The following is an 18,921-nucleotide window of genomic DNA, read 5'->3' as shown; positions in this document are numbered from 1 at the left end:
GCAAGATTCGGAGCAACTTTCCTGCGGATCTCAAACATGCCGTCTGATGAAGACCTCATTTCGGAACGCGAGTTCGATGAGGTCTGGGGTGCGTACCTCAAGGCATCCGGCGATCTTTTCGCATTCGAAGATGTTCGCGACCAGTCACCCAACTACGTCTGGACTATCCTCGAAACCGGCGGCGGCCGTGATGGGAGATGGTACGCGCAACCCGGATTCCATATCGTCAACAAGCTCGGCTACGTAATGACGCGGAAGCCTTGGCCGGACCCAACGCCGGACGCGATCTACCTTTTTTTTACTTCGAGCACGAGCCAGACGAAGCCTCGCAATTTCAACTACCGCTGCCGCCGTAACACTCTTCGATCGCCGCCATGATCCTGCGCCGCTGCGGCTCGGATAGCGGCTTGCCCTTGCTGTCAGCCATGAAGTTGCACATCTTTGGATTGATGACATGCATGTCTGGTGATAGCACTGAATTGCTGACAAACCAGCCCGGTAGTGCCAATACAGGTTTGACGGATACACGCTCGCCCGTTTTGCGGTACAGGTAATCGTTCAGCCATCGAGTCTGCGCGCGTGTCTGATCAAGCATCTTCGTTTCGCGCCAACCAGGAAACTCGAGCGTTTTACCATCGAACCTGACCTCCGCGCTTGCCTTGCCGCGCGCCGCTGGCTTCCGCCGCGACTTCGCTTCAATCATGAAAACGCCGTCAGGCCCCACCACCACGTGGTCAAGGTTGAACATCCCGGTAGGTATGTCGTGATAGATCGCGCACCCTTTGGAGATCAGTGGCATCAGTGCCTGAGCGGTAGCGCGCTCCGCCGCGATCCCATCCAGATAGTTCCACCGATCGCGCAGCCTCTTTCCGGCAGACCAAATGGCCCAGCACGCCACAGCAACAACTATTATGAGCAGTGCGATTTCTGCCGGGCCAAACCGCAGCAGATGCTTGTCGATCTTTTGGAGCGCCCATGCGGCCAGCGCGAGCGGACCCACCAACACGGCAATCATCAACCGATCACCTGCTGATTCCGCCAATCGCTCCGCTTCTCGTCGAGCCTGCTCACCAGGAAGATTGTGCAACTCGGTGGTCAACGGAGAGCGACGACGATCGGTGCGACGGTGCCACCAGACCCACAGGGCAAGTATCCCAATGGGCAACAATCCGACCGCAATAGCAGCCAATACCAATAGTTCCGAAAGCAGCATCCGACCCACCCTCCCAGCAATCCGCGGCCTTACTACTCCGACTGAATTACTTCCGCCGCCTGTTCTGTCCCATCACCGAAACCGACGAGACCCGAAAAAGTCGACTCTGACCACCATTTTCAGCGAAAAGACCGTGCGCAACCACCTGATCCGCATCTTCGAGAAGCTCGGCGTCAGCAACCGCGCGCAGGCGATCGTGGTGGCGCGGGACTCAGGTTTTCGCGGTAGTTGAGGCGCCAACGTCGGGCAAGGTGAGCCCCCTTTGGGTTGCCTCCCTCGACAGCAGCGCCCCGCCCCACTGGACTGCTCAGCTGATCCTCGTCCCATTCACAAGCACCAGTGGTCCCGGGCAATCGAGCAGGCGCTCGCGGACCGGTTCGGGCAAGGCGCACTGGAGCGAGGCGTATTTCTCGATCACGAAATGACGGAGCGGGTCCCAGTGCGCGCTGGTCGATTCGAACGGCTGGTCGGTAGTCACCTGCACCGCCAGGGCAACGACTGGCTTCCCGCCGACGATCACCTGTCGGAATTCGATGGTCACGTCAGCTTCGGGATTTCCTGTGACCGAGACCAGCGTTCCGGTTTCGTACAACTTGTCTTCGATGGCGCGGAGCAGGTCGATCACCTGCTCGTCGGATGCAGCGCGCAGAACGTCGATCGCCATGTCATCCACGCGGCCCAAGGCCAAGGGTCTGGCACATCTTTCGCCAGTCCTCGTACGTACGCCTCGGATGCTTGCGATTGCGATTATTCTGGCCCAGGACGCCCGGGTGCGCCTGCCCCCAGACGGCCGCGCTCCGCCCCGCTCCAAGATCGATACCGAACGGCGAGTCGATTGCGCTGTCCATGTCGCGGCATCGCGTGTGATGTGCAGCGACCCGGAGTGCATTGAACGTGCTCTTGCCGAGGCAGATCACCAGCTTCGGGGCCACGATATGGATCTGGGGCAAGGCGAAGGCCTTTGCCGCATACACCAGATCCCCGAAGGGGATTCGGGCAGAAAGCCCGCCCAACTTGATGTAGGGAAACAGGTTGGTCGCGTAGGTCTCGGCAAGCTGCATCCCGAGGGAATGCGCCAGCAGGGCCTCCAGGTTCTTGTTCGTGGGTAGATTCGGATCACGACCGAGCTCACTCGGTCCCTCGCTGCGTGCGAGCACGTCATCCGAACTCCAGTCCTGAAGCAGAATCATGACCTCCGCATTCAGGTTGTGTGCGCCCTTCGAGTACGGGGAGACGAAGTCGCACTCAAACCCCGGATAGTCCCCGAGTCGCTTGTAGTGTTTGAACGTTTGCCGCCTTGCCTTAACGAGCTCTTTGATCTGCTCTTGTTTTGACACGTGTGCGCTCCTGCCGTTTCCGGCGGTCGCCGGAAGCATCAATGCTGGGCCAGCTCAACCTGACAGCGCTAAGCTGCAGTTGCGCCACCCGTTTCGTCCAGCACGAAGAACCCTCTCTCGCTCCCACCAGACTTAATTGGCTACGCCCCCAATTCCTAAAGGCGCGGCTCAGTTGGTCCGCCAATTTATACAGTTTCTCTCCAAGAGTCTTCTGATGGAGGAATCATTCATAGCGGGAAATCTGTACGAAGAAACCCCGCTGGGCAGGACTGAAGACCACATGTACCTCGGCAGATCAACGTCAACACTAAACCAGCCGTTGCGGTTCATATAAGACCATAACTCGTCTCCACGCACCGCAAAGATTATGCGCAACTTGCTGTTCACCACCTTCGCCTTAAAAGTGTGTACTACAACCGATCTTTCTTCTAAATTCTTCAAGAGATTCTGTAGCCCAGGCATAGGATGACTAATCAAGGGCTGGCTTATCGATATAGATTTGATGCTATCTGTAATATTACGCTTTACATCGACGGGCGCTTCAACATAAATAAGAACTGAACCAGGATCCTTAAAGCACATAATCTCGATATGTGCATTCACAATCGTGTCCGGCTGTCTTTGGTCTAAAAAGGCAGCCAAACCGTCTCCATGAGAGGAAGGCATCAATGACCATTTTCCTGCTGCTGGCTTGGATGTATCTACATTCAAGGCGGAGAGCTCGCTCTTCCCAAGCCACAGGATGGCGTCCGGAGAAACGGTAGAAGCAAAACCTATAATTTTGGGATCCACACCCATCATCGATGTGTACGCATACAGCATAGCAACAATGACTTGACTGGAGGACATTACATCTGTAGACGGCTCACTATCAAAGGTCATTGCGGGCCGGAACTGATGCACACCGAATCGCGAACCATCCAACACGTGTCTGGATATTCCACCCAAGAAAGCGTAAGCGCAAGACGATGCACATATACCAGGCCCCGTATCGCTAAAGGAAGAAGATTCTTTGTCTCCCGTTGGGGACGTGTGAGCCACATATGTAGTGAAGCCATGCTTTCGTAACACTAAGCCGAGCTTTATGCCTGCGACCAAATCTCCACCCGATGAATTCAAGGCGATGACCTTAGGGGCATGCATTTTCTGAAGAACGTTTTCGAAATCGATCGGTGTCGATGAGGTGATAACACCCTCCGCCGCGATCCACTCGCAATCATCGCAATTTCCACCATTCGCCGCGAGCGAAAACGTCATCGGCGTAGAGGGTGGATCAAGGAGTGCCGCTGCGCTTGCTGACGGCGTCGTGACAATGAGCGTGAAGACAAAAGATGCGCCAAGCAGTCTGCTGAGCTTGAAGAGCATAGTAATTGCCCCATGGGATTGTCGCTCAAAAACGCAGCATGGTCCGCGGCTCTCTTTGGCGCACTCCCAATGGCTGCCCATTCGGTGTAGCAACACGAATCCGCCGACGAATAAAAACAGGGGTCAGAGTCGACCTTACAGCACCATCATGGCGTGAGCTCCGCGGTCTGTTCCGCCCTACCTGTATCGCCACCGTCGACCCCAAGCCTCCGCGCGACCTCGGATTTGAAGAGGCACCACAGCAGCCCCCCGTCGATCAGCACGCAGACCGGCACCAGCAGCAATCTGAGGCCACCAACGCCTTCGTTGCTTGCATTGGGAAGGAAGCGAACGACGCAGCCGACTAGGAAGTTGGCGCACATCAGGGCGAGAAATCGCTTGCGCGACGCCCGCGCCATCATGCGATAGGCGACCGCGGCAATGGCAGCAGGGATAAGGGTCCAGAGGAAGTAACCGTGCACGGCGGGGAACGCCAGCAGGCCGAGTGCCGCAGAAAGGGCCGCGTAGTGGACCGGCAGCGCTTGCCGCTGCACCTGCTGCAACCCGGATTTGTCGCGCGCGTCCGACACGCTTCCCCCTGATCCCTGGACGGGGACGGGTTCTACCCGTCCGTTCTCCTGCTCTATATACCAGAAGGCCCGCACGATGGCGGGCCTTGGGTGGGCGGCGATATACCGGAGCTATGCGTGGATCGAGGGGTGATGAGCGGGCTGCGGCGGAGCGAGCTTCGGTGCATTCCGAGGCGCGCTTCGCGTCCCCCTCACCCCATCCCTCTCCCCGGTGGGGAGAGGGGGACAAGCGTCGCTACTCGAGCGTCGCCGGGCGAGCGGCGTTACATGTTGCGCCGGTACTCGCCGCCGACTTCGTACAACGCGTGGCTGATCTGCCCCAGCGAGTTGTACTTCACCGCTTCCATCAGCGCCTCGAACACGTTGCGGCGGTCGCGGGCGGTGGTTTGCAGGCGGCGCAGGCTGTCGGGGGCCAGCGGGTTGCGGGTCTGGCCGTAGGCCTGCACGTTGGCGATCTGCTGCTTCTTCTCCGCCTCGGTGGAGCGGATCAGCTCGATGGCGGTGGTGATGTCGCCGGCGTGTTCCTTCGGCAAGAATGTGTTGACGCCGATCAGCGGCAGCGAGCCGTCGTGCTTCTTGTGCTCGTAGTACAGGCTCTCTTCCTGGATCTTGCCGCGCTGGTACATGGTGTCCATCGCGCCGAGCACGCCGCCGCGCTCGCTGATCGCCTCGAACTCCTTGTACACGGCCTCCTCGACCAGGTCGGTGAGCGTCTCGACCACGAAGCTGCCCTGCCACGGGTTCTCGTTGAAGTTGAGGCCGAGCTCGCGGTTGATGATCAGCTGGATCGCCACCGCGCGGCGCACCGATTCCTCGGTGGGCGTGGTGATGGCCTCGTCGTAGGCGTTGGTGTGCAGGCTGTTGCAGTTGTCGAACAGCGCGTACAGCGCCTGCAGCGTGGTGCGGATGTCGTTGAACTGGATCTCCTGCGCGTGCAGCGAGCGGCCGGAGGTCTGGATGTGGTACTTCAGCATCTGGCTGCGCGCGCTGGCGCCGTAGCGCTCGCGCATGGCGCGCGCCCAGATGCGCCGCGCGACGCGGCCGATCACGGTGTACTCCGGGTCCATGCCGTTACTGAAGAAGAACGACAGGTTGGGCGCGAAGTCGTCCACCTTCATGCCGCGCGCCAGGTAGTACTCGACGATGGTGAAGCCGTTGGCGAGCGTGAAGGCGAGCTGGCTGATCGGGTTGGCGCCGGCTTCGGCGATGTGGTAGCCGGAGATCGACACCGAGTAGAAGTTGCGCACGCCGTGGTCGACGAAGTACTGCTGGATGTCGCCCATCATGCGCAGCGCGAATTCGGTGCTGAAGATGCAGGTGTTCTGCGCCTGGTCCTCCTTGAGGATGTCGGCCTGCACCGTGCCGCGCACCACCTTGAGCGTGGCTTCCTTGATGCGCGCGTAGGTGTCGGCGTCGACCACCTGGTCGCCGCTGACGCCGAGCAGGCCGAGGCCCAGGCCGTCGTTGCCGTCCGGCAGCGTGCCTTCGTAGCGCGGGCGCGCGCGGCCGGCGTACAGCGCCTCGATCCTGGCGTGCGCGGCGTCCCAGCGCTTGCCGTCCTCGCGCAGGTACTTCTCCACCGCCTGGTCGACGGCGGTGTTCATGAACATGGCAAGGATCATCGGCGCCGGGCCGTTGATCGTCATCGACACCGAGGTGGTGGGATCGGACAGGTCGAAGCCGGAGTACAGCTTCTTCATGTCGTCCAGCGTGGCGATGCTGACGCCGGAGTTGCCGATCTTGCCGTAGATGTCCGGGCGCTCGGCCGGGTCCTCGCCGTACAGCGTGACCGAGTCGAACGCGGTGGACAGGCGCGCGGCCGGCTGGCCGAGGCTGAGGTAATGGAAGCGGCGGTTGGTGCGCTCGGGCGTGCCCTCGCCGGCGAACATGCGCGTCGGATCCTCGCCGCTGCGGCGGTACGGATACACGCCGCCGGTGTACGGATAGTGGCCCGGCAGGTTCTCGCGCATCAGGAACGCGAGCAGGTCGCCCCAGTCGCGGTACTTCGGCGGCGCCACCTTGGGGATCTTCTGGTGGCTGAGCGACTCGCGGTAGTTCTCCACGCGGATGGTCTTGTCGCGCACCTTGTATTCGTTCACCTCGTCGGTGACCGCCTTGGCGCGCGCCGGCCACTCGCGCAGCAGGTGCACGGCCTCGGTGGAAAGCTCCTTCAGCGCGGCGTTGTAGCGCTGGCGCAGCACCAGCAGGCTGCGGTCGACGCCTTTCGGCGTGCCGTTGGCGGTTTCCCAGTAGGCGACTTCGCCGTCGCTGTCGCGCACCGGATGCGCGCCGGCGGCGGGGTGCACGTCCTCGGCGTGGTAGCTGTCGAACGGCTTCGGCAGGCGCGGATCCTCGAGGTCCTTCAGCGCCTCGTAGTAGTGCTGCGCCTTGCTGGCGGCCTCGGCCTGGCGCTCGATGCCGGTGTTGACGCCGCGGCCCTGCTCGGCGATCTCGGCGAGATAGCGCACGCGCGCGCCGGGGATCAGCACGGTGGCGCGCGGCTCCTTCAGCGAGGTGTCGACCTCGGGCGTCCAGCGCTCCGGCGGCAGCGCCAGCTTCTCGCGCAGCAGCCGGCACAGGTTGGCGAACATCCAGGTGACGCCCGGATCGTTGAACTGGCTGGCGATGGTCGGGTAGACCGGCACGTCCTCGTCCGGCGTCTTGAACGCGGTGTGGTTGCGCTTCCACTGCTTGCGCACGTCGCGCAGCGCGTCCTCGGCGCCGCGGCGGTCGAACTTGTTCAGCACGATCAGCTCGGCGAAGTCCAGCATGTCGATCTTCTCGAGCTGGCTGGCGGCGCCGTAGTCGCTGGTCATCACGTACATCGGGAAATCGACCAGGTCGACGATCTCGGAGTCGCTCTGGCCGATGCCGGCGGTCTCGACGATCACCAGGTCGTACGCCTGGCCGCGCAGGAAGGCGACGCAGTCCTTCAGCATCGCGCTGGTGGCGGCATGCTGGCGGCGCGTGGCCATCGAGCGCATGTACACGCGCTTGGAGCGCAGCGCGTTCATGCGGATGCGGTCGCCGAGCAGCGCGCCGCCGGTGCGGCGGCGGGTGGGATCGACCGCCAGCACGGCGATGCGCATCTGCGGGAACGCGTGCAGGAAGCGCAGCAGCAGCTCGTCGACCACGCTGGACTTGCCGGCGCCGCCGGTGCCGGTGATGCCGACCACGGGCGTCTTGCGCCCGGCCAGCTCCCACTGCTTGCGCAACCGGGCGAGTTCGGCCGCGTCCAGCGTGCCTTCCTCGATCGCGGACAGCATCCTGCCGACGGAAATCTCGTCGTCCGGGCTGACCTTGGCCGGCTCGGCGGTGGCGAGGCGATGCGACTGCGCGCGCCGCACCACGTCCTCGATCATCGCCACCAGGCCCAGGTGCATGCCGTCGTTCGGGTGGTAGATGCGCTCGACGCCGTAGGCCTGCAGCTCGGCGATTTCCTCCGGCGTGATGGTGCCGCCGCCGCCGCCGAACACGCGCACGTGGCCGGCGCCGCGCTCGCGCAGCATGTCCACCATGTACTTGAAGTATTCGATGTGGCCGCCTTGGTAGGACGACACGCCGATCGCGTCGGCGTCCTCCTGCAGCGCGGCGCGCACCACGTCCTCGACGCTGCGGTTGTGGCCGAGGTGGATCACCTCCGCGCCCTGCGACTGGATCAACCGGCGCATGATGTTGATCGCCGCGTCGTGGCCGTCGAACAGGCTGGCGGCGGTGACGAAGCGCAACGGCGCGGTATCGGCCTGCGCTTCGTTCGCGGGTACGTGGGGGGCGGGGGTGCTCATGGGGCTGCGCGATCCGTATGCGTTGAACCCCCCGGATTGTAACGCGCACGGGCCGCCGGCCGCGGCGGCGGCACGCAGGTCGCAATCGCCGCGCCACGTCTCAGGCGACGCCGTACGGCAGGTTCGGCGAAGACACCACGCGCTCGCCGACCGCTTCGCCGTCGAGGAAACGCAGCACCGCGTCGACCACGTCGGGGTCGTCGACGATGCGGTTGTGCCCGAGCCCGCTGGTGCTGAGCAGGCGCGCGCCGGGCCAGTGGCGCGCGTAGCGCTCGCCCTCTTCCCACGGCACCTCGCCATCGTCGAGGTCGTGCACGACCAGGCCCGGCTGGCCGAACGCGGGCAGCAGGCGATGGATCTGCAGATCGCGCGCGTCGACCCCGGTGCGCCGCTTGAGCCAGCCCAGGAACGGCTCGCGCAGATGCCCGGCGAGCCGCACGTGGCGCATGAAGCGCCCGGCCGCGGCAAGCATGTCGGCCGGCGGCGCGATCAGCACCAGCCGCGCCGCACGCCACGCTTCGCCCTGCGCGAACGCCAGCGCGGTGGCGCCCAGCGAATGGCCGATCGCCAGCGCGGCGTCGCCGTAGTGCCCGCCCACCGCGCGCACGGTGTCGGCGAACTCCGGCAGCGTGCACAGGCAGCCGCTGCTGCGGCCGTGGCCGGGCTGGTCGAAGGCGACCACCGCGTAGCCGCGCGCGCGCAGCGCCGCCACCCACGGCAGGAAACGCAGGCCGAAGCTGGACCAGCCGTGCGCCAGCAGCGCGTAGGGCTGCGCAGCCGGGTCGCCCCACGCGTAGGTGGCGACGAACTCGCCCGCGACCGGCAGCTCGGCATAGCGCATCTCCGCGTCGGGCCGCGCCGCCTGCGCGCGGCTGCGGCTGGCGGCGAACGGCGTCGCGAACATGCGCGCGGCGCGGTCGGCCGTGCGACGCGGCGCCAACCGGCCGCCGAGCGCGTAGCCGGCGCGCAGCGCGGTCAGCGCGATAGATTTTCGAACGATCGTGCTTTTTTGCCGGACGGCGGCGTTCATGGCGGATACCTCGTGCAGGGGGATTACGCGCGGTAGCTGTCGAGCAGACGGTGCATGGCGCGCTCGGCGCGCGCCATCGCATCGTCCAGCCCGAACAGGCGGGCGTCGTGGTGCAGGGCCAGCTCGACGCCGTGGATCTCGAAGGCGAGCTGGCCGGGATCGCAGTCGGCGCGCAGTTCGCCGCTATCGATGGCCATGCGGATCGCGCGCGCCAACTCGGTGCGCAGTTGCGACTGGTAGCGCACGACGCGGTCGCGGATCGGGCCGGGGCGGTCGTCGTATTCGATCGCGGCGCTGACCATCGGGCAGCCGCCGCGCTCGCTGCGCAGCCACTCGATCCAGCGCCGCACGATGGCGCGCAGGCGCGGCAGGCCGCGGCGCTCGCGCAGCGCCGGCGCGAACACCTGCTCGGCGAAGCGCTGCGCGGCGGCGTCCAGCACCGCGAGCTGCAGGTCCTCGCGCGAGCCGAAGTGCGCGAACACGCCGCTCTTCGACATGCCCACGGCCTGCGCGACGCCGCCGATCGACAGCCCCTCGAAGCCGGCGGTGCGCGCGATGCGCAGCGCGCGCTCGACGATCGACTCGCGGGTGGCGGCGCCCTTGCTGGTGGCGGTGGCAGGATTCACGCGCCATAAATAGCACGATCGTTCGTTCTTGTCCAGCGAGCGCGCAAGCCTGCGCCAGGTCAGGTTGCGCGCCACCCGCGCCGGCCTATGCTGGCGGCACGCCGTCCAAGGGAGGATTCGTCATGAAGCGCACATGGATACTCGCCGGCCTCGCCTCGGCGCTGCTCGGCGCCTGCGCCACCAGTCCGACCGGGCGCAGCCAGTTGATGCTGGTCTCGGACGCGCAGATGAACCAGATGGGCCTGGCCGCGTTCAACCAGCTCAGGCAGCAGGGCAAGTTCGCCGACGAACCGCGCGAGCGCGCCTACGCGACCTGCGTGGCCGATGCGCTGATTCGCGTGCTGCCGGCGCCGTACAGCCGGCAAACCTGGGACGTGCAGATCGTCAAGGACGGCAGCGCCAACGCGTTCGCCCTGCCGGGCGGACGCATCGGCGTCAACGAAGGCATGTTCAAGGTGGCCACCGACCAGGATCAGCTCGCCGCAGTGCTCGGCCACGAGCTGTCGCACGTGGTGGCGCGGCATTCGGCCGAACGCTTCTCCGACCAGATGGCCGCGCAGGCCGGCATCGCCGCGCTGACCGTCTACGGCGCCACCCGCGGCAACGACGCCGGCCGCACCATGGCGCTGCTCGGCGTCGGCGCCGAGGTCGGCCTGCTGCTGCCGTGGTCGCGCGCGCAGGAAAGCGAAGCCGACGTGCTCGGCCAGCGCTACATGGCCGCCGCCGGCTTCGACCCGCGCCAGGCGGTCACGCTGTGGCAGAACATGCAGAAGAGCGCCGGCAGCGGCGGCGTGCCGGCGTTCCTCTCCACGCATCCGGCGCCGGGCAACCGCATCAAGACGCTGTCCGAGCAGGCGCCGAAGCTGATGCCGGTGTTCGAGCAGGCGCGCGCCGCCGGCAACGCGCCGCACTGTTCGCTGTAGCGGCGCGCCGCGAAGCGGCGATTGTTGCTTCCTCTCCCCCATGGGGGAGAGGAAGAGACTTTCCACGTACCGCCCATCCTCGCCGCAGATCCCCGCGGCTTGCACCCAACCGATGACGGTCCGCACGCATTCGCCTCGCGAGCCGTCTTGTCTCCCTCTCCCCAGCGGGGAGAGAGTCGGGGGTGAGGGGGTGCCGTCCGCAGGACGGCCGCTTTCGCTTCTGCAATAGCGACGGGCGCGCTCCGCGCGTCCCCCTCACCCTGCCCTCTCCCCGCGGCGAGAGGGGAAGAGTTTCACCACGCGCTGCAGCGACTCGTCCGCTTACCGTTCTGAGTACCTCGGAAATGCGTCCGCGTTGACCGCGCGCTGAATGCCGCGCCGCGCACCGTCAACAGCATCGGCGCCGGCACGTTTTCCAGGGTGCACGCCGCAGAGCCGCGGCGACACTTCGGGAGCCGCCATGTCGATCCGTCATCTCGTCTTCGCTTCGTTCCTCGGCCTCGCTGCGCTCGGCGCGGCGCACGCGCCCGGCGCCGCCGCGCGCACCTACGTCGACGTCCGCATCAACGTCGCGCCGCCGCCGCCGCGCGTCGAGCGCGTGATCGTGCGCCCAGGCTATGTCTGGGTGCCGGGATACTGGCGCTGGGACGACCATGTGCGCCGCCACGTCCGGGTGGACGGCTACTACGTGCACGCGCGCCCGGGCTATCGCTACGTGCCGGCGCGCTGGGTGCACGAGGGCCCGGCGTGGCGCTTCCACGCCGGTTACTGGGTGCATTGAACGTCGCGAGACTTCCGCTTGCGCCGCCCCGGCGCGCGCCGGCCGGGACCTTGCGAACTGTCGCTCGATCCCCCGAGGGGCTAGAATGCGCGCCGCACGAGGTAGCCCCGGATCGACCGGGGCTTTTCCTTTCCTTGGACAATCAGCCATTTGTCCGCGAGAGCTCAGGTGACCTCTCGTGCACGCCTTTACGCGCGCGCCACCTGCAGCCGCCATTTCGGGAGTTCGCGTTCGATGATTTTTGAAACCATCGCCACCTCGGGTCACGAGGAAGTCGTCTTCTGCCACAGCAAGGACGCCGGCCTGAAGGCCATCATCGCGATCCACAACACGGTACTCGGCCCCGCGCTGGGCGGCCTGCGCATGTGGCCGTACAAGACCGAGCAGGAGGCGCTCAACGACGTGCTGCGTCTGTCGCGCGGCATGACCTACAAGAACGCGGTGGCGGGCCTGAACCTCGGCGGCGGCAAGGCCGTGATCATCGGCGACCCGTCCAAGGACAAGTCGGAGGCGCTGTTCCGCGCGTTCGGCCGCTACGTCAACTCGCTCAACGGCCGCTACATCACCGCCGAGGACGTCGGCATCGACGTCAACGACATGGAGTGGGTGTTCCGCGAAACCGAATTCGTCACCGGCGTGCACCAGGTGCACGGCGGCTCCGGCGACCCCTCGCCGTTCACCGCGTTCGGCACGCTGCAGGGCCTGATGGCCTCGCTGAACCACAAGTTCGGCAACGAGGACGTCGGCAAGTACAGCTACGCCGTGCAAGGCGTCGGCCACGTCGGCATGGAATTCGTCAAGCTGCTGCGCGAGCAGGGCGCCAAGGTGTTCGTCACCGACATCAACAAGGACGCCGTGCAGCGCTGCGTCGACGAGCTGGGCTGCGAAGCGGTCGCGCTGGACGACATCTACGACGTCGATGCCGACGTCTACAGCCCGTGCGCGCTGGGCGGCACCGTCAACGAGAAGACCCTGCCGCGCCTGAAGATGAAGATCATCTGCGGCGCCGCCAACAACCAGCTCGCCACCGACGCGATCGGCGACGAGGTGGAGAAGCGCGGCATCCTCTACGCCCCGGACTACGCGGTGAACGCGGGCGGCGTGATGAACGTGTCGCTGGAGATCGACGGCTACAACCGCGAGCGCGCGATGCGCATGATGCGCACGATCTACTACAACCTCTCGCGCATCTTCCAGATCGCCAAGCGCGACGGCATCCCGACCTACCGCGCCGCCGACCGCATGGCGGAGGAGCGCATCAGCGCGATCGGCAAGATCAAGCTGCCGACCATGGGCAACCACGGCCCGCGCTTCCTCGGCCGCATGCGCGGGCAGTAAGTCACCGCATCGATGCAGCATCGACGAAACCCGGGGCCGTCCCGGGTTTCGTTTTTTGCGCCGCCGCACGACCCGCAAACCGGTCGGCGGCGAGCGGCGCCGCGCCAGTCGCGGCATAATCCCGCTGTTGCGCGGCCGCCGCGAAGCGCTGCGACCCGCCTGCCCACTGACGACGCCCGGAACCCGACATGCGCCCGTTTCCCCTCGGAGAAGACCTCGACCTGCTGCGCGAGAGCGTGCACGCCTTCGCGGAGAAGGAGATCGCGCCGCGCGCCGACCTGATCGACCGCGAGAACGCGTTCCCGCACGACCTGTGGCGCAAGCTCGGCGCGATGGGCCTGCTCGGCGTGACCATCCCCGGCGAGTATGGCGGCTCCGAACTCGGCTACCTCGCCCACGTGGTCGCGATGGAGGAAATCTCGCGCGCCTCGGGCTCGGTCGGCCTGTCCTACGGCGCGCACTCCAACCTGTGCGTCAACAACATCTTCCACAACGGCAACGAGGCGCAGCGGCGCAAGTACATCCCCGGGCTGTGCTCCGGCGAATACGTCGGCGCGCTGGCGATGAGCGAGCCGGGCGCCGGCTCCGACGTGGTCGGCTCGATGGCCTGTCGCGCCGAAAAGAAGGGCGACCGCTGGATCGCCCACGGCTCGAAGATGTGGATCACCAACGGCCCCGACGCCGACGTGCTGCTGGTGTACATGCGCACCGCGCACAAGCCGGCCGGCTCGCGCTGCATGACCGCCTTCATCGTCGAAAAGGGCATGAAGGGTTTCAGCACCGCGCAGAAGCTCGACAAGCTCGGCATGCGCGGCTCCAACACCTGCGAGCTGGTGTTCGAGGAGTGCGAGATTCCCGACGAGAACCGCGTCGGCGAAGTGAACGAAGGCGTGCGCGTGCTGATGAGCGGCCTCGACACCGAGCGCCTGGTGCTGTCCGGCGGACCGATCGGCCTGATGCAGGCCGCGCTCGACCTCGCCCTGCCCTACGTGCGCGAACGCAAGCAGTTCAACGCGCCGATCGGCACCTTCGGCATCATGCAGGCGAAGATCGCCGACATGTACACCGCGCTGCAGTCGGCGCGCGCCTATGCGTACATGGTGGCGCAGGATTTCGACCGCGGCGTGCGCTCGCGCATCGACCCGGCCTCCTGCCTGCTGCACGCATCGCAGAGCGCGGTACAGGTGACGCTGGAAGCGATCCAGTGCCTCGGCGGCAACGGCTACATCAACGAATACGCCACCGGCCGCCTGCTGCGCGACGCCAAGCTCTACGAGATCGGCGCCGGCACCAACGAAATCCGCCGCATGCTGATCGGCCGCGAGCTGTTCCACGGCAAGTCGTGAGGACGGTCGGGACTCGGGACTCGGAAAGGCTGATTCCGCCGGATAGCGTGGGTGGGCTTCAGCCCGCCATTGGGCTTTTCGCGACACGCGATCGGTGGGCTGAAGCCCGCCCTATGGCCCGCCCTACGCCACTCGTGGTCGCGGCGGCCGCCGCCATTGTCTGGTGATGCGGCGCAACGCGTTGTGCATCACGTCCGTACGCTGCCGCACGCGGCAGTTTGCCGCAATGCAGCATCCCCTGCGATAATCGCCGGCATGTCCCGTGCGGCCGCGGCCGTGCACGCACTTCGGAGATTCCATGTCTGCCATCGTCATCGTCGGCGCCAAGCGCACCGCCATCGGTTCCTTCCTCGGCCAGTTCACCGGCGTGCCCACGCCGACGCTGGGCGCCACCGCCATCCGCGCCGCGCTGGAACAGGCGCAGGTCGGGCCGGCCGACGTCTCGGAAGTGATCATGGGCTGCGTGCTGCCGGCCAATCTCGGCCAGGCGCCGGCGCGCCAGGCGGCGCTGGCGGCAGGCGTGCCGGTGTCGATCGGCGCCACCACCATCAACAAGGTTTGCGGCTCCGGCATGAAGGCGATCATGTTCGGCCACGACCTGATCAAGGCGGGCTCGGCGGCGGTGGTCGTCGCCGGCGGCATGGAGTCGATGACCAATGCGCCGCACATGATCCCGAACTCGCGCACCGGCAACCGCTACGGCAACTTCGAAGCGGTCGACCACATGGCCTGGGACGGCCTGACCAACCCCTACGACGGCAAGGCGATGGGCGTGTTCGGCGAGCAGTGCGCCGACAAGTACCGCTTCACGCGCGAGCAGCAGGATGCGTTCGCGACGGAATCGGTCCGGCGCGCGCGGGCGGCGCAGCAGTCGGGCGCGTTCGACGCCGAGATCGTCACGGTCAAGGTGGTGACGCGCAAGGGCGAGGTCGAGGTGAAGACCGACGAGCAGCCGGGCCGCAGCGACGTGGCCAAGATCCCGACGCTGAAGCCGGCCTTCCGCAAGGACAACGGCACCATCACCGCCGCCAGTTCCTCCAGCATCTCCGACGGCGCCGCCGCGGTGGTGCTGATGTCGGAGGACGAAGCCAAGCGCCGCGGTGCGGCGCCGTTGGCGCGCATCCTCGGCCACGCCACCCACTCGCAGGAGCCGCAGTGGTTCACCACCGCGCCGGTCGGCGCGATCGAGAAGCTGCTGAAGCAGGTCGGCTGGCAGGCTGCCGACGTGGACCTGTTCGAGATCAACGAGGCCTTCGCGGTAGTCGCGATGGCGGCCATGCACGACATCGGCATTCCGCACGAAAAGCTCAACGTCAACGGCGGCGCCTGCGCGCTCGGCCACCCGATCGGCGCCACCGGCGCGCGCCTGGTCGTCACCCTGGTGCACGCCCTCGAGGCCCGCGGTGCCCGCCGCGGCGTCGCCGCCCTGTGCATCGGCGGCGGCGAGGCGACCGCCATTGCGGTGGAGCGGGTCTGAACCGGCTTCAAAGCCAACGCCAGCCAAACGAAATACGGGAAAATGGCGAATTATCGGCCGCACATCTGGCGCCGGAACAATGAACGCGCTTTAATAATGCGGCCATCCATTGGCAATCCACGGCACAAGGAGAATCCCATGAAGTTGACCCGCATCGTTCTTGCTTCCGCGCTCGTTGCGCTGCTGGCCGCGTGCAGCGGCGGCAACAACGAGCAGGCCCCGGCCGAACAGGCCCCGGCTACGCAGCCGGCCGCCCCGGCCGAGCAGGCCCCGGCTCCGGCCCCGGCCGCGACCGCCGCGGCTCCGGCTCCGGCCCCGGCTTCGACCGCCGCCGCCACCCCGGCCCCGGCTTCGACCGCTGGCAGCCACTGAGCCGAACGGCACAGTACGCTGAAAGCCGGCCGCTCTGCGGCCGGCTTTTTTTTTGGCTCTTGTCCACGACCACGAGAGCGGCTTCAGCCGCGATGCCGCAGCGACGATGCCGGCGGAAGCCTCTCCCCCAATCATTGCGGTTCGCAACCGGAGCCGCTCCACCGCTTCGGCAAGAAACCTCTTTTGTTCGGCCTGTCGTCGGCTCCACGGACACCGTGTCGAGCTGCGGCGGCGGAATCGCGTCAGGGGGCGGGTTCCCGCAACAGCGCGGCGTCATCGCCCGCGCCGCCCATGAAAAAGCCCCGGCTCGCGCCGGGGCTTTTTGTCCTCTGCCTGGCAGACAACCGTCCGCTCAGAAGTCCTGGGTAAAGCGGATGCCGATAGTCCGGGGCTGGTTGGTGACGGTGTACACCTGTCCGTTCGGGTATTGCGGCACCACGTTGTGGGCGGCGCACACCGCCTCGGCACACTCGGTGTACTTGTTGATCTGCGCGCGCGTGTCGAACACGTTGTTGAGATAGACGTCCACTGCCCAACGATCCTTGCGGATGCCGGCGGAGAGATCCAGCGTGGTGTAGGCGTCGAGCGTGCCCAGCAGGCTGCGTTCGTACAACCGGAGGTCGGATTGGCGCTCGCCGACATGCACGGCCGCGGCCTGCAGGAAGGCTTCCTTGTCGCCGATGTCGAAGGTGTAGCGCGCGAGCAGGTTGCCCTTGAGCCGCGGCGTCACCGGCAACTGGGTGCCCTTCGGCGCTTCCGGGGCCGGGCAGTCGGTCACCGGGGTGCCGTTGGCATCGGTGAAACCGCAGTAGTTCGCGGTCAGCTTGGCGTCGTAGAAAGCCAGGCCGGCACCGAGTTGCAGGTTGTAGGTGGCCGCCCAGTTCAGCTCGCTCTCCAGGCCGTTGATGCGCGCCTGGTTGGCGTTCTTGATCTCGGTGAGGCCGTTGGCGCCGAGGATGCTGAACTGGAAGTCCTTCCAGTCCTGGCTGAATACCGAACCGTTGAACGACAGCCGGTTGTCCAGCCAGGTGGTCTTCCAGCCGGCCTCGTAGTTGGTCAGGAAGTCGGCCTTGTAGGGCGGCAGCGTGCCGCGGCGATTGATGCCGCCGGGGCGGAAGCCTTCCGAGCGGGTGACGTAGACCATCTTGCTGGGCGTGATCTGCCAGGTAAGGTTGACCTTGCCCAGCGAGCCGGTTTCCTTGACGCTCTTGTCGAAGTCCAGGCATGGCGCGCCGTGGAACGGCTCGGGCGAGATGCAGCCGGCCTCGCCGTAGCTGGAGCCCGGGAAGAACCCGGAGCTGAAGCCGAAGTAGCCGCCGAGGCTGTTGTTGGAACGGAAGTAGCGCCCGCCTACCGTCGCGGTGAGCGTCTCGGGAATCAGGTCGTAGGACAGCTCGCCGAACACCGCCTCGTCGCGGTCGATGCGCACCTGCTTGGTCAGCCACAGCGTGTTGGGCCAACCGGGGGTCGAGAGGCTGTCGGCCAGGTTGTTGACCTTGTACTCCTGCTGGATGTCGTGAAGCTGGCGCTCCCAGAACACGCCCGCGACCAGGCGCAGGCGCTCATCGGCCGGCGAGGCGATGCGCAGTTCGTGGCTCTTCTTGGTGTAGCGGTCCAGTCCTGGGATGTACTGCGACGGATTGATCAGGTTGCCGCTGTTGTCGTAGAGGTACGCGCCGTAGCCGTACAGGGTGTCGTACCAGAACGAATAGTCGCTGTAGTCGTTGTGCTCGTCCGTGGAGCGCCGCAGGAAGGCCCCGGAGTAAGTCACGTCGAAAATGCCGATCTTGCCTTCCACCGTCATCGCCGCCTGCCACCAGCGGTCGGTCGTCTTCTCGGGATAGAAGTGGTTGATTTCGAGGTCGCCGATCGCCGGGTCGAAGGCGAAGTTGCCGTTGACGACCGAGCGCTGTCCCATGACCGTCGGGCTGATCGACCAGTCGTCGTTGAGATTGATCTTCAGCGCCGCGCGCGCACCGGTGATGTCGGCGTCGTTGTAGTTGTTCCTGGCCAGCCCGGTGCACTCCAGTAGCGGCGTCGACGCACAGTTCTTCGCGTTGCTGACGGTGATGCCGGAGGTCGGGAAGGTGCGCGTGCCCACCGTGTTGTCGATGTAGCCGGCATCGTGCTCGTGCCAGCCGACCAGGCGGATCGCCGAGTTGGTGGAGATCGGGATGTTGACCATGCCCTCGGCGGTGTAGCCGACGCCGCCGCCGTCGACCGCGTTGGTGCCGACGCTGTAGTTGGCGGCGTAACCGCTCGGGTCGGGCTTGTTGGTGATGATGCGCAGCGCGCCCGCTTCCGCGCTGGCGCCGTACAGCGTGCCCTGCGGGCCGGCCAGGGCCTCGACGCGGGCGATGTCGTACATGTGGATGTCGAGCGGGCCCTGGATCGTGGTCACCGGCTGCTCGTCGAGGTACACGCCGACGCTGGGCAGCGAGCCGGAATGGTTGCCGTCGCCGCCGCTGGCCACGCCGCGCATGTAGATCTGGGCGAAGCCGGGACCGAACGTCTGGTAGGCGACGCTGGGCAGGTACTTCACGTAGTCGTCGAAGTTCTTGACGTGCAGTTCCTCGAGCTTCTCCGTGCCCAGCACCTGGATGCTGACCGGCACTTTCTGCAGGTTTTCGGTGCGCTTCTGCGCAGTCACGATCACCGATTCCAGCGTCGCGGCCTTCTGCTCCGCGGGCGGCGTCGTTGCCGGCGCCTGGGTCTGGCCGGCGTCCTGCGCGAAGGCCGGCGAAGTCATGGCGAGACAG

The 18,921-nt window shown here is 66.0% G+C and carries 17 protein-coding genes; 8 read left to right on the top strand and 9 right to left on the bottom strand.

Annotated features, from left to right (window positions below; translation table 11 throughout):
* Positions 1–36 precede the first annotated feature (36 nt).
* Positions 37–378: a hypothetical protein gene (locus ABFC67_RS15235; protein ID WP_346738883.1), complete on the top strand. Its 342-nt coding sequence runs from the start codon at positions 37–39 to the stop codon at positions 376–378.
* Here the strand turns inward: ABFC67_RS15235 and ABFC67_RS15230 are convergent.
* Positions 335–1,213, bottom strand: a complete 879-nt coding sequence (locus tag ABFC67_RS15230; protein ID WP_346738882.1) for a nuclease-related domain-containing protein — start codon at positions 1,211–1,213, stop codon at positions 335–337. The two genes, ABFC67_RS15235 and ABFC67_RS15230, sit on opposite strands and share 44 nt — an antisense overlap.
* A gap of 133 nt (positions 1,214–1,346) precedes the next feature.
* On the opposite strand from ABFC67_RS15230, the gene ABFC67_RS15225 reads away from it, so the two are divergent.
* Entirely contained in the window at positions 1,347–1,445 is a 99-nt protein-coding gene (locus ABFC67_RS15225; protein ID WP_346738881.1) for a hypothetical protein, read from the top strand.
* Positions 1,446–1,520: 75 nt separating this feature from the next.
* Here the strand turns inward: ABFC67_RS15225 and ABFC67_RS15220 are convergent, their stop codons facing one another.
* The 7 genes from ABFC67_RS15220 to ABFC67_RS15190 all read right to left on the bottom strand — a co-directional run bounded on the left by ABFC67_RS15220 (position 1,521) and on the right by ABFC67_RS15190 (position 9,925).
* Positions 1,521–1,877, bottom strand: coding sequence for a hypothetical protein (locus ABFC67_RS15220; protein WP_346738880.1), 357 nt, complete (start codon positions 1,875–1,877; stop codon positions 1,521–1,523).
* 1 nt (position 1,878) lies between these two features.
* Entirely contained in the window at positions 1,879–2,550 is a 672-nt protein-coding gene (locus tag ABFC67_RS15215; RefSeq protein ID WP_346738879.1) for a hypothetical protein, read from the bottom strand.
* Between the two features lie 168 nt (positions 2,551–2,718).
* On the bottom strand, positions 2,719–3,915 hold the full coding sequence (locus tag ABFC67_RS15210) for a hypothetical protein (RefSeq protein ID WP_346738878.1): 1,197 nt from the start codon (positions 3,913–3,915) through the stop codon (positions 2,719–2,721).
* A 146-nt stretch (positions 3,916–4,061) separates the two neighbouring features.
* Positions 4,062–4,484, bottom strand: coding sequence for a hypothetical protein (locus tag ABFC67_RS15205; protein WP_346738877.1), 423 nt, complete (start codon positions 4,482–4,484; stop codon positions 4,062–4,064).
* 263 nt (positions 4,485–4,747) lie between these two features.
* Positions 4,748–8,269, bottom strand: coding sequence for a methylmalonyl-CoA mutase family protein (locus ABFC67_RS15200; RefSeq protein ID WP_346738876.1), 3,522 nt, complete (start codon positions 8,267–8,269; stop codon positions 4,748–4,750).
* A 100-nt stretch (positions 8,270–8,369) separates the two neighbouring features.
* Positions 8,370–9,299, bottom strand: a complete 930-nt coding sequence (locus tag ABFC67_RS15195) for an alpha/beta fold hydrolase (RefSeq protein ID WP_346738875.1) — start codon at positions 9,297–9,299, stop codon at positions 8,370–8,372.
* 23 nt (positions 9,300–9,322) lie between these two features.
* Positions 9,323–9,925, bottom strand: coding sequence for a TetR/AcrR family transcriptional regulator (locus tag ABFC67_RS15190; RefSeq protein ID WP_346738874.1), 603 nt, complete (start codon positions 9,923–9,925; stop codon positions 9,323–9,325).
* Positions 9,926–10,047: 122 nt separating this feature from the next.
* Between ABFC67_RS15190 and ABFC67_RS15185 the strand changes: the two genes are divergently transcribed.
* The 6 genes from ABFC67_RS15185 (at position 10,048) to ABFC67_RS15160 (ending at position 16,162) form a co-directional block, all read left to right on the top strand.
* Positions 10,048–10,848: a M48 family metallopeptidase gene (locus ABFC67_RS15185; protein WP_346738873.1), complete on the top strand. Its 801-nt coding sequence runs from the start codon at positions 10,048–10,050 to the stop codon at positions 10,846–10,848.
* 460 nt (positions 10,849–11,308) lie between these two features.
* The gene (locus tag ABFC67_RS15180) at positions 11,309–11,629 is read left to right on the top strand and encodes a hypothetical protein (RefSeq protein ID WP_346738872.1); all 321 of its coding nucleotides are present in this window, start codon (positions 11,309–11,311) and stop codon (positions 11,627–11,629) included.
* Positions 11,630–11,863: 234 nt separating this feature from the next.
* On the top strand, positions 11,864–12,967 hold the full coding sequence (locus tag ABFC67_RS15175; RefSeq protein ID WP_346738871.1) for a Glu/Leu/Phe/Val dehydrogenase dimerization domain-containing protein: 1,104 nt from the start codon (positions 11,864–11,866) through the stop codon (positions 12,965–12,967).
* A gap of 188 nt (positions 12,968–13,155) precedes the next feature.
* The gene (locus ABFC67_RS15170) at positions 13,156–14,313 is read left to right on the top strand and encodes an isovaleryl-CoA dehydrogenase (RefSeq protein ID WP_346738870.1); all 1,158 of its coding nucleotides are present in this window, start codon (positions 13,156–13,158) and stop codon (positions 14,311–14,313) included.
* A gap of 298 nt (positions 14,314–14,611) precedes the next feature.
* Positions 14,612–15,790 carry an acetyl-CoA C-acyltransferase gene (locus ABFC67_RS15165; protein ID WP_346738869.1) on the top strand — a complete coding sequence of 393 codons (1,179 nt, stop codon included), beginning with the start codon at positions 14,612–14,614 and terminating at the stop codon, positions 15,788–15,790.
* A gap of 138 nt (positions 15,791–15,928) precedes the next feature.
* The gene (locus tag ABFC67_RS15160) at positions 15,929–16,162 is read left to right on the top strand and encodes a hypothetical protein (RefSeq protein WP_346738868.1); all 234 of its coding nucleotides are present in this window, start codon (positions 15,929–15,931) and stop codon (positions 16,160–16,162) included.
* 352 nt (positions 16,163–16,514) lie between these two features.
* Here the strand turns inward: ABFC67_RS15160 and ABFC67_RS15155 are convergent, their stop codons facing one another.
* Entirely contained in the window at positions 16,515–18,911 is a 2,397-nt protein-coding gene (locus ABFC67_RS15155; protein WP_346738867.1) for a TonB-dependent receptor, read from the bottom strand.
* Positions 18,912–18,921: the final 10 nt, after the last annotated feature.

The sequence above is a fragment of the Mizugakiibacter sp. genome, from assembly GCF_039680435.1.
Taxonomy (GTDB): Bacteria; Pseudomonadota; Gammaproteobacteria; order Xanthomonadales; family Rhodanobacteraceae; genus Mizugakiibacter.
The sequence above is the reverse complement of the archived record's forward strand: the minus strand, read 5'-3'. Positions and strand labels throughout refer to the sequence as shown.

Bases quoted from the DNA above. Each gene is read 5' to 3' on its own strand.
- ABFC67_RS15180 (WP_346738872.1), top strand. From the start codon at position 11,309: ATGTCGATCCGTCATCTCGTCTTCGCTTCGTTCCTCGGCCTCGCTGCG.
- ABFC67_RS15185 (WP_346738873.1), top strand. From the start codon at position 10,048: ATGAAGCGCACATGGATACTCGCCGGCCTCGCCTCGGCGCTGCTCGGC.
- ABFC67_RS15220 (WP_346738880.1), bottom strand. From the start codon at position 1,877: ATGGCGATCGACGTTCTGCGCGCTGCATCCGACGAGCAGGTGATCGAC.
- ABFC67_RS15210 (WP_346738878.1), bottom strand. From the start codon at position 3,915: ATGCTCTTCAAGCTCAGCAGACTGCTTGGCGCATCTTTTGTCTTCACG.
- ABFC67_RS15160 (WP_346738868.1), top strand. From the start codon at position 15,929: ATGAAGTTGACCCGCATCGTTCTTGCTTCCGCGCTCGTTGCGCTGCTG.
- ABFC67_RS15235 (WP_346738883.1), top strand. From the start codon at position 37: ATGCCGTCTGATGAAGACCTCATTTCGGAACGCGAGTTCGATGAGGTC.
- ABFC67_RS15170 (WP_346738870.1), top strand. From the start codon at position 13,156: ATGCGCCCGTTTCCCCTCGGAGAAGACCTCGACCTGCTGCGCGAGAGC.
- ABFC67_RS15200 (WP_346738876.1), bottom strand. From the start codon at position 8,269: ATGAGCACCCCCGCCCCCCACGTACCCGCGAACGAAGCGCAGGCCGAT.
- ABFC67_RS15165 (WP_346738869.1), top strand. From the start codon at position 14,612: ATGTCTGCCATCGTCATCGTCGGCGCCAAGCGCACCGCCATCGGTTCC.
- ABFC67_RS15175 (WP_346738871.1), top strand. From the start codon at position 11,864: ATGATTTTTGAAACCATCGCCACCTCGGGTCACGAGGAAGTCGTCTTC.
- ABFC67_RS15155 (WP_346738867.1), bottom strand. From the start codon at position 18,911: ATGACTTCGCCGGCCTTCGCGCAGGACGCCGGCCAGACCCAGGCGCCG.
- ABFC67_RS15195 (WP_346738875.1), bottom strand. From the start codon at position 9,299: ATGAACGCCGCCGTCCGGCAAAAAAGCACGATCGTTCGAAAATCTATC.
- ABFC67_RS15230 (WP_346738882.1), bottom strand. From the start codon at position 1,213: ATGCTGCTTTCGGAACTATTGGTATTGGCTGCTATTGCGGTCGGATTG.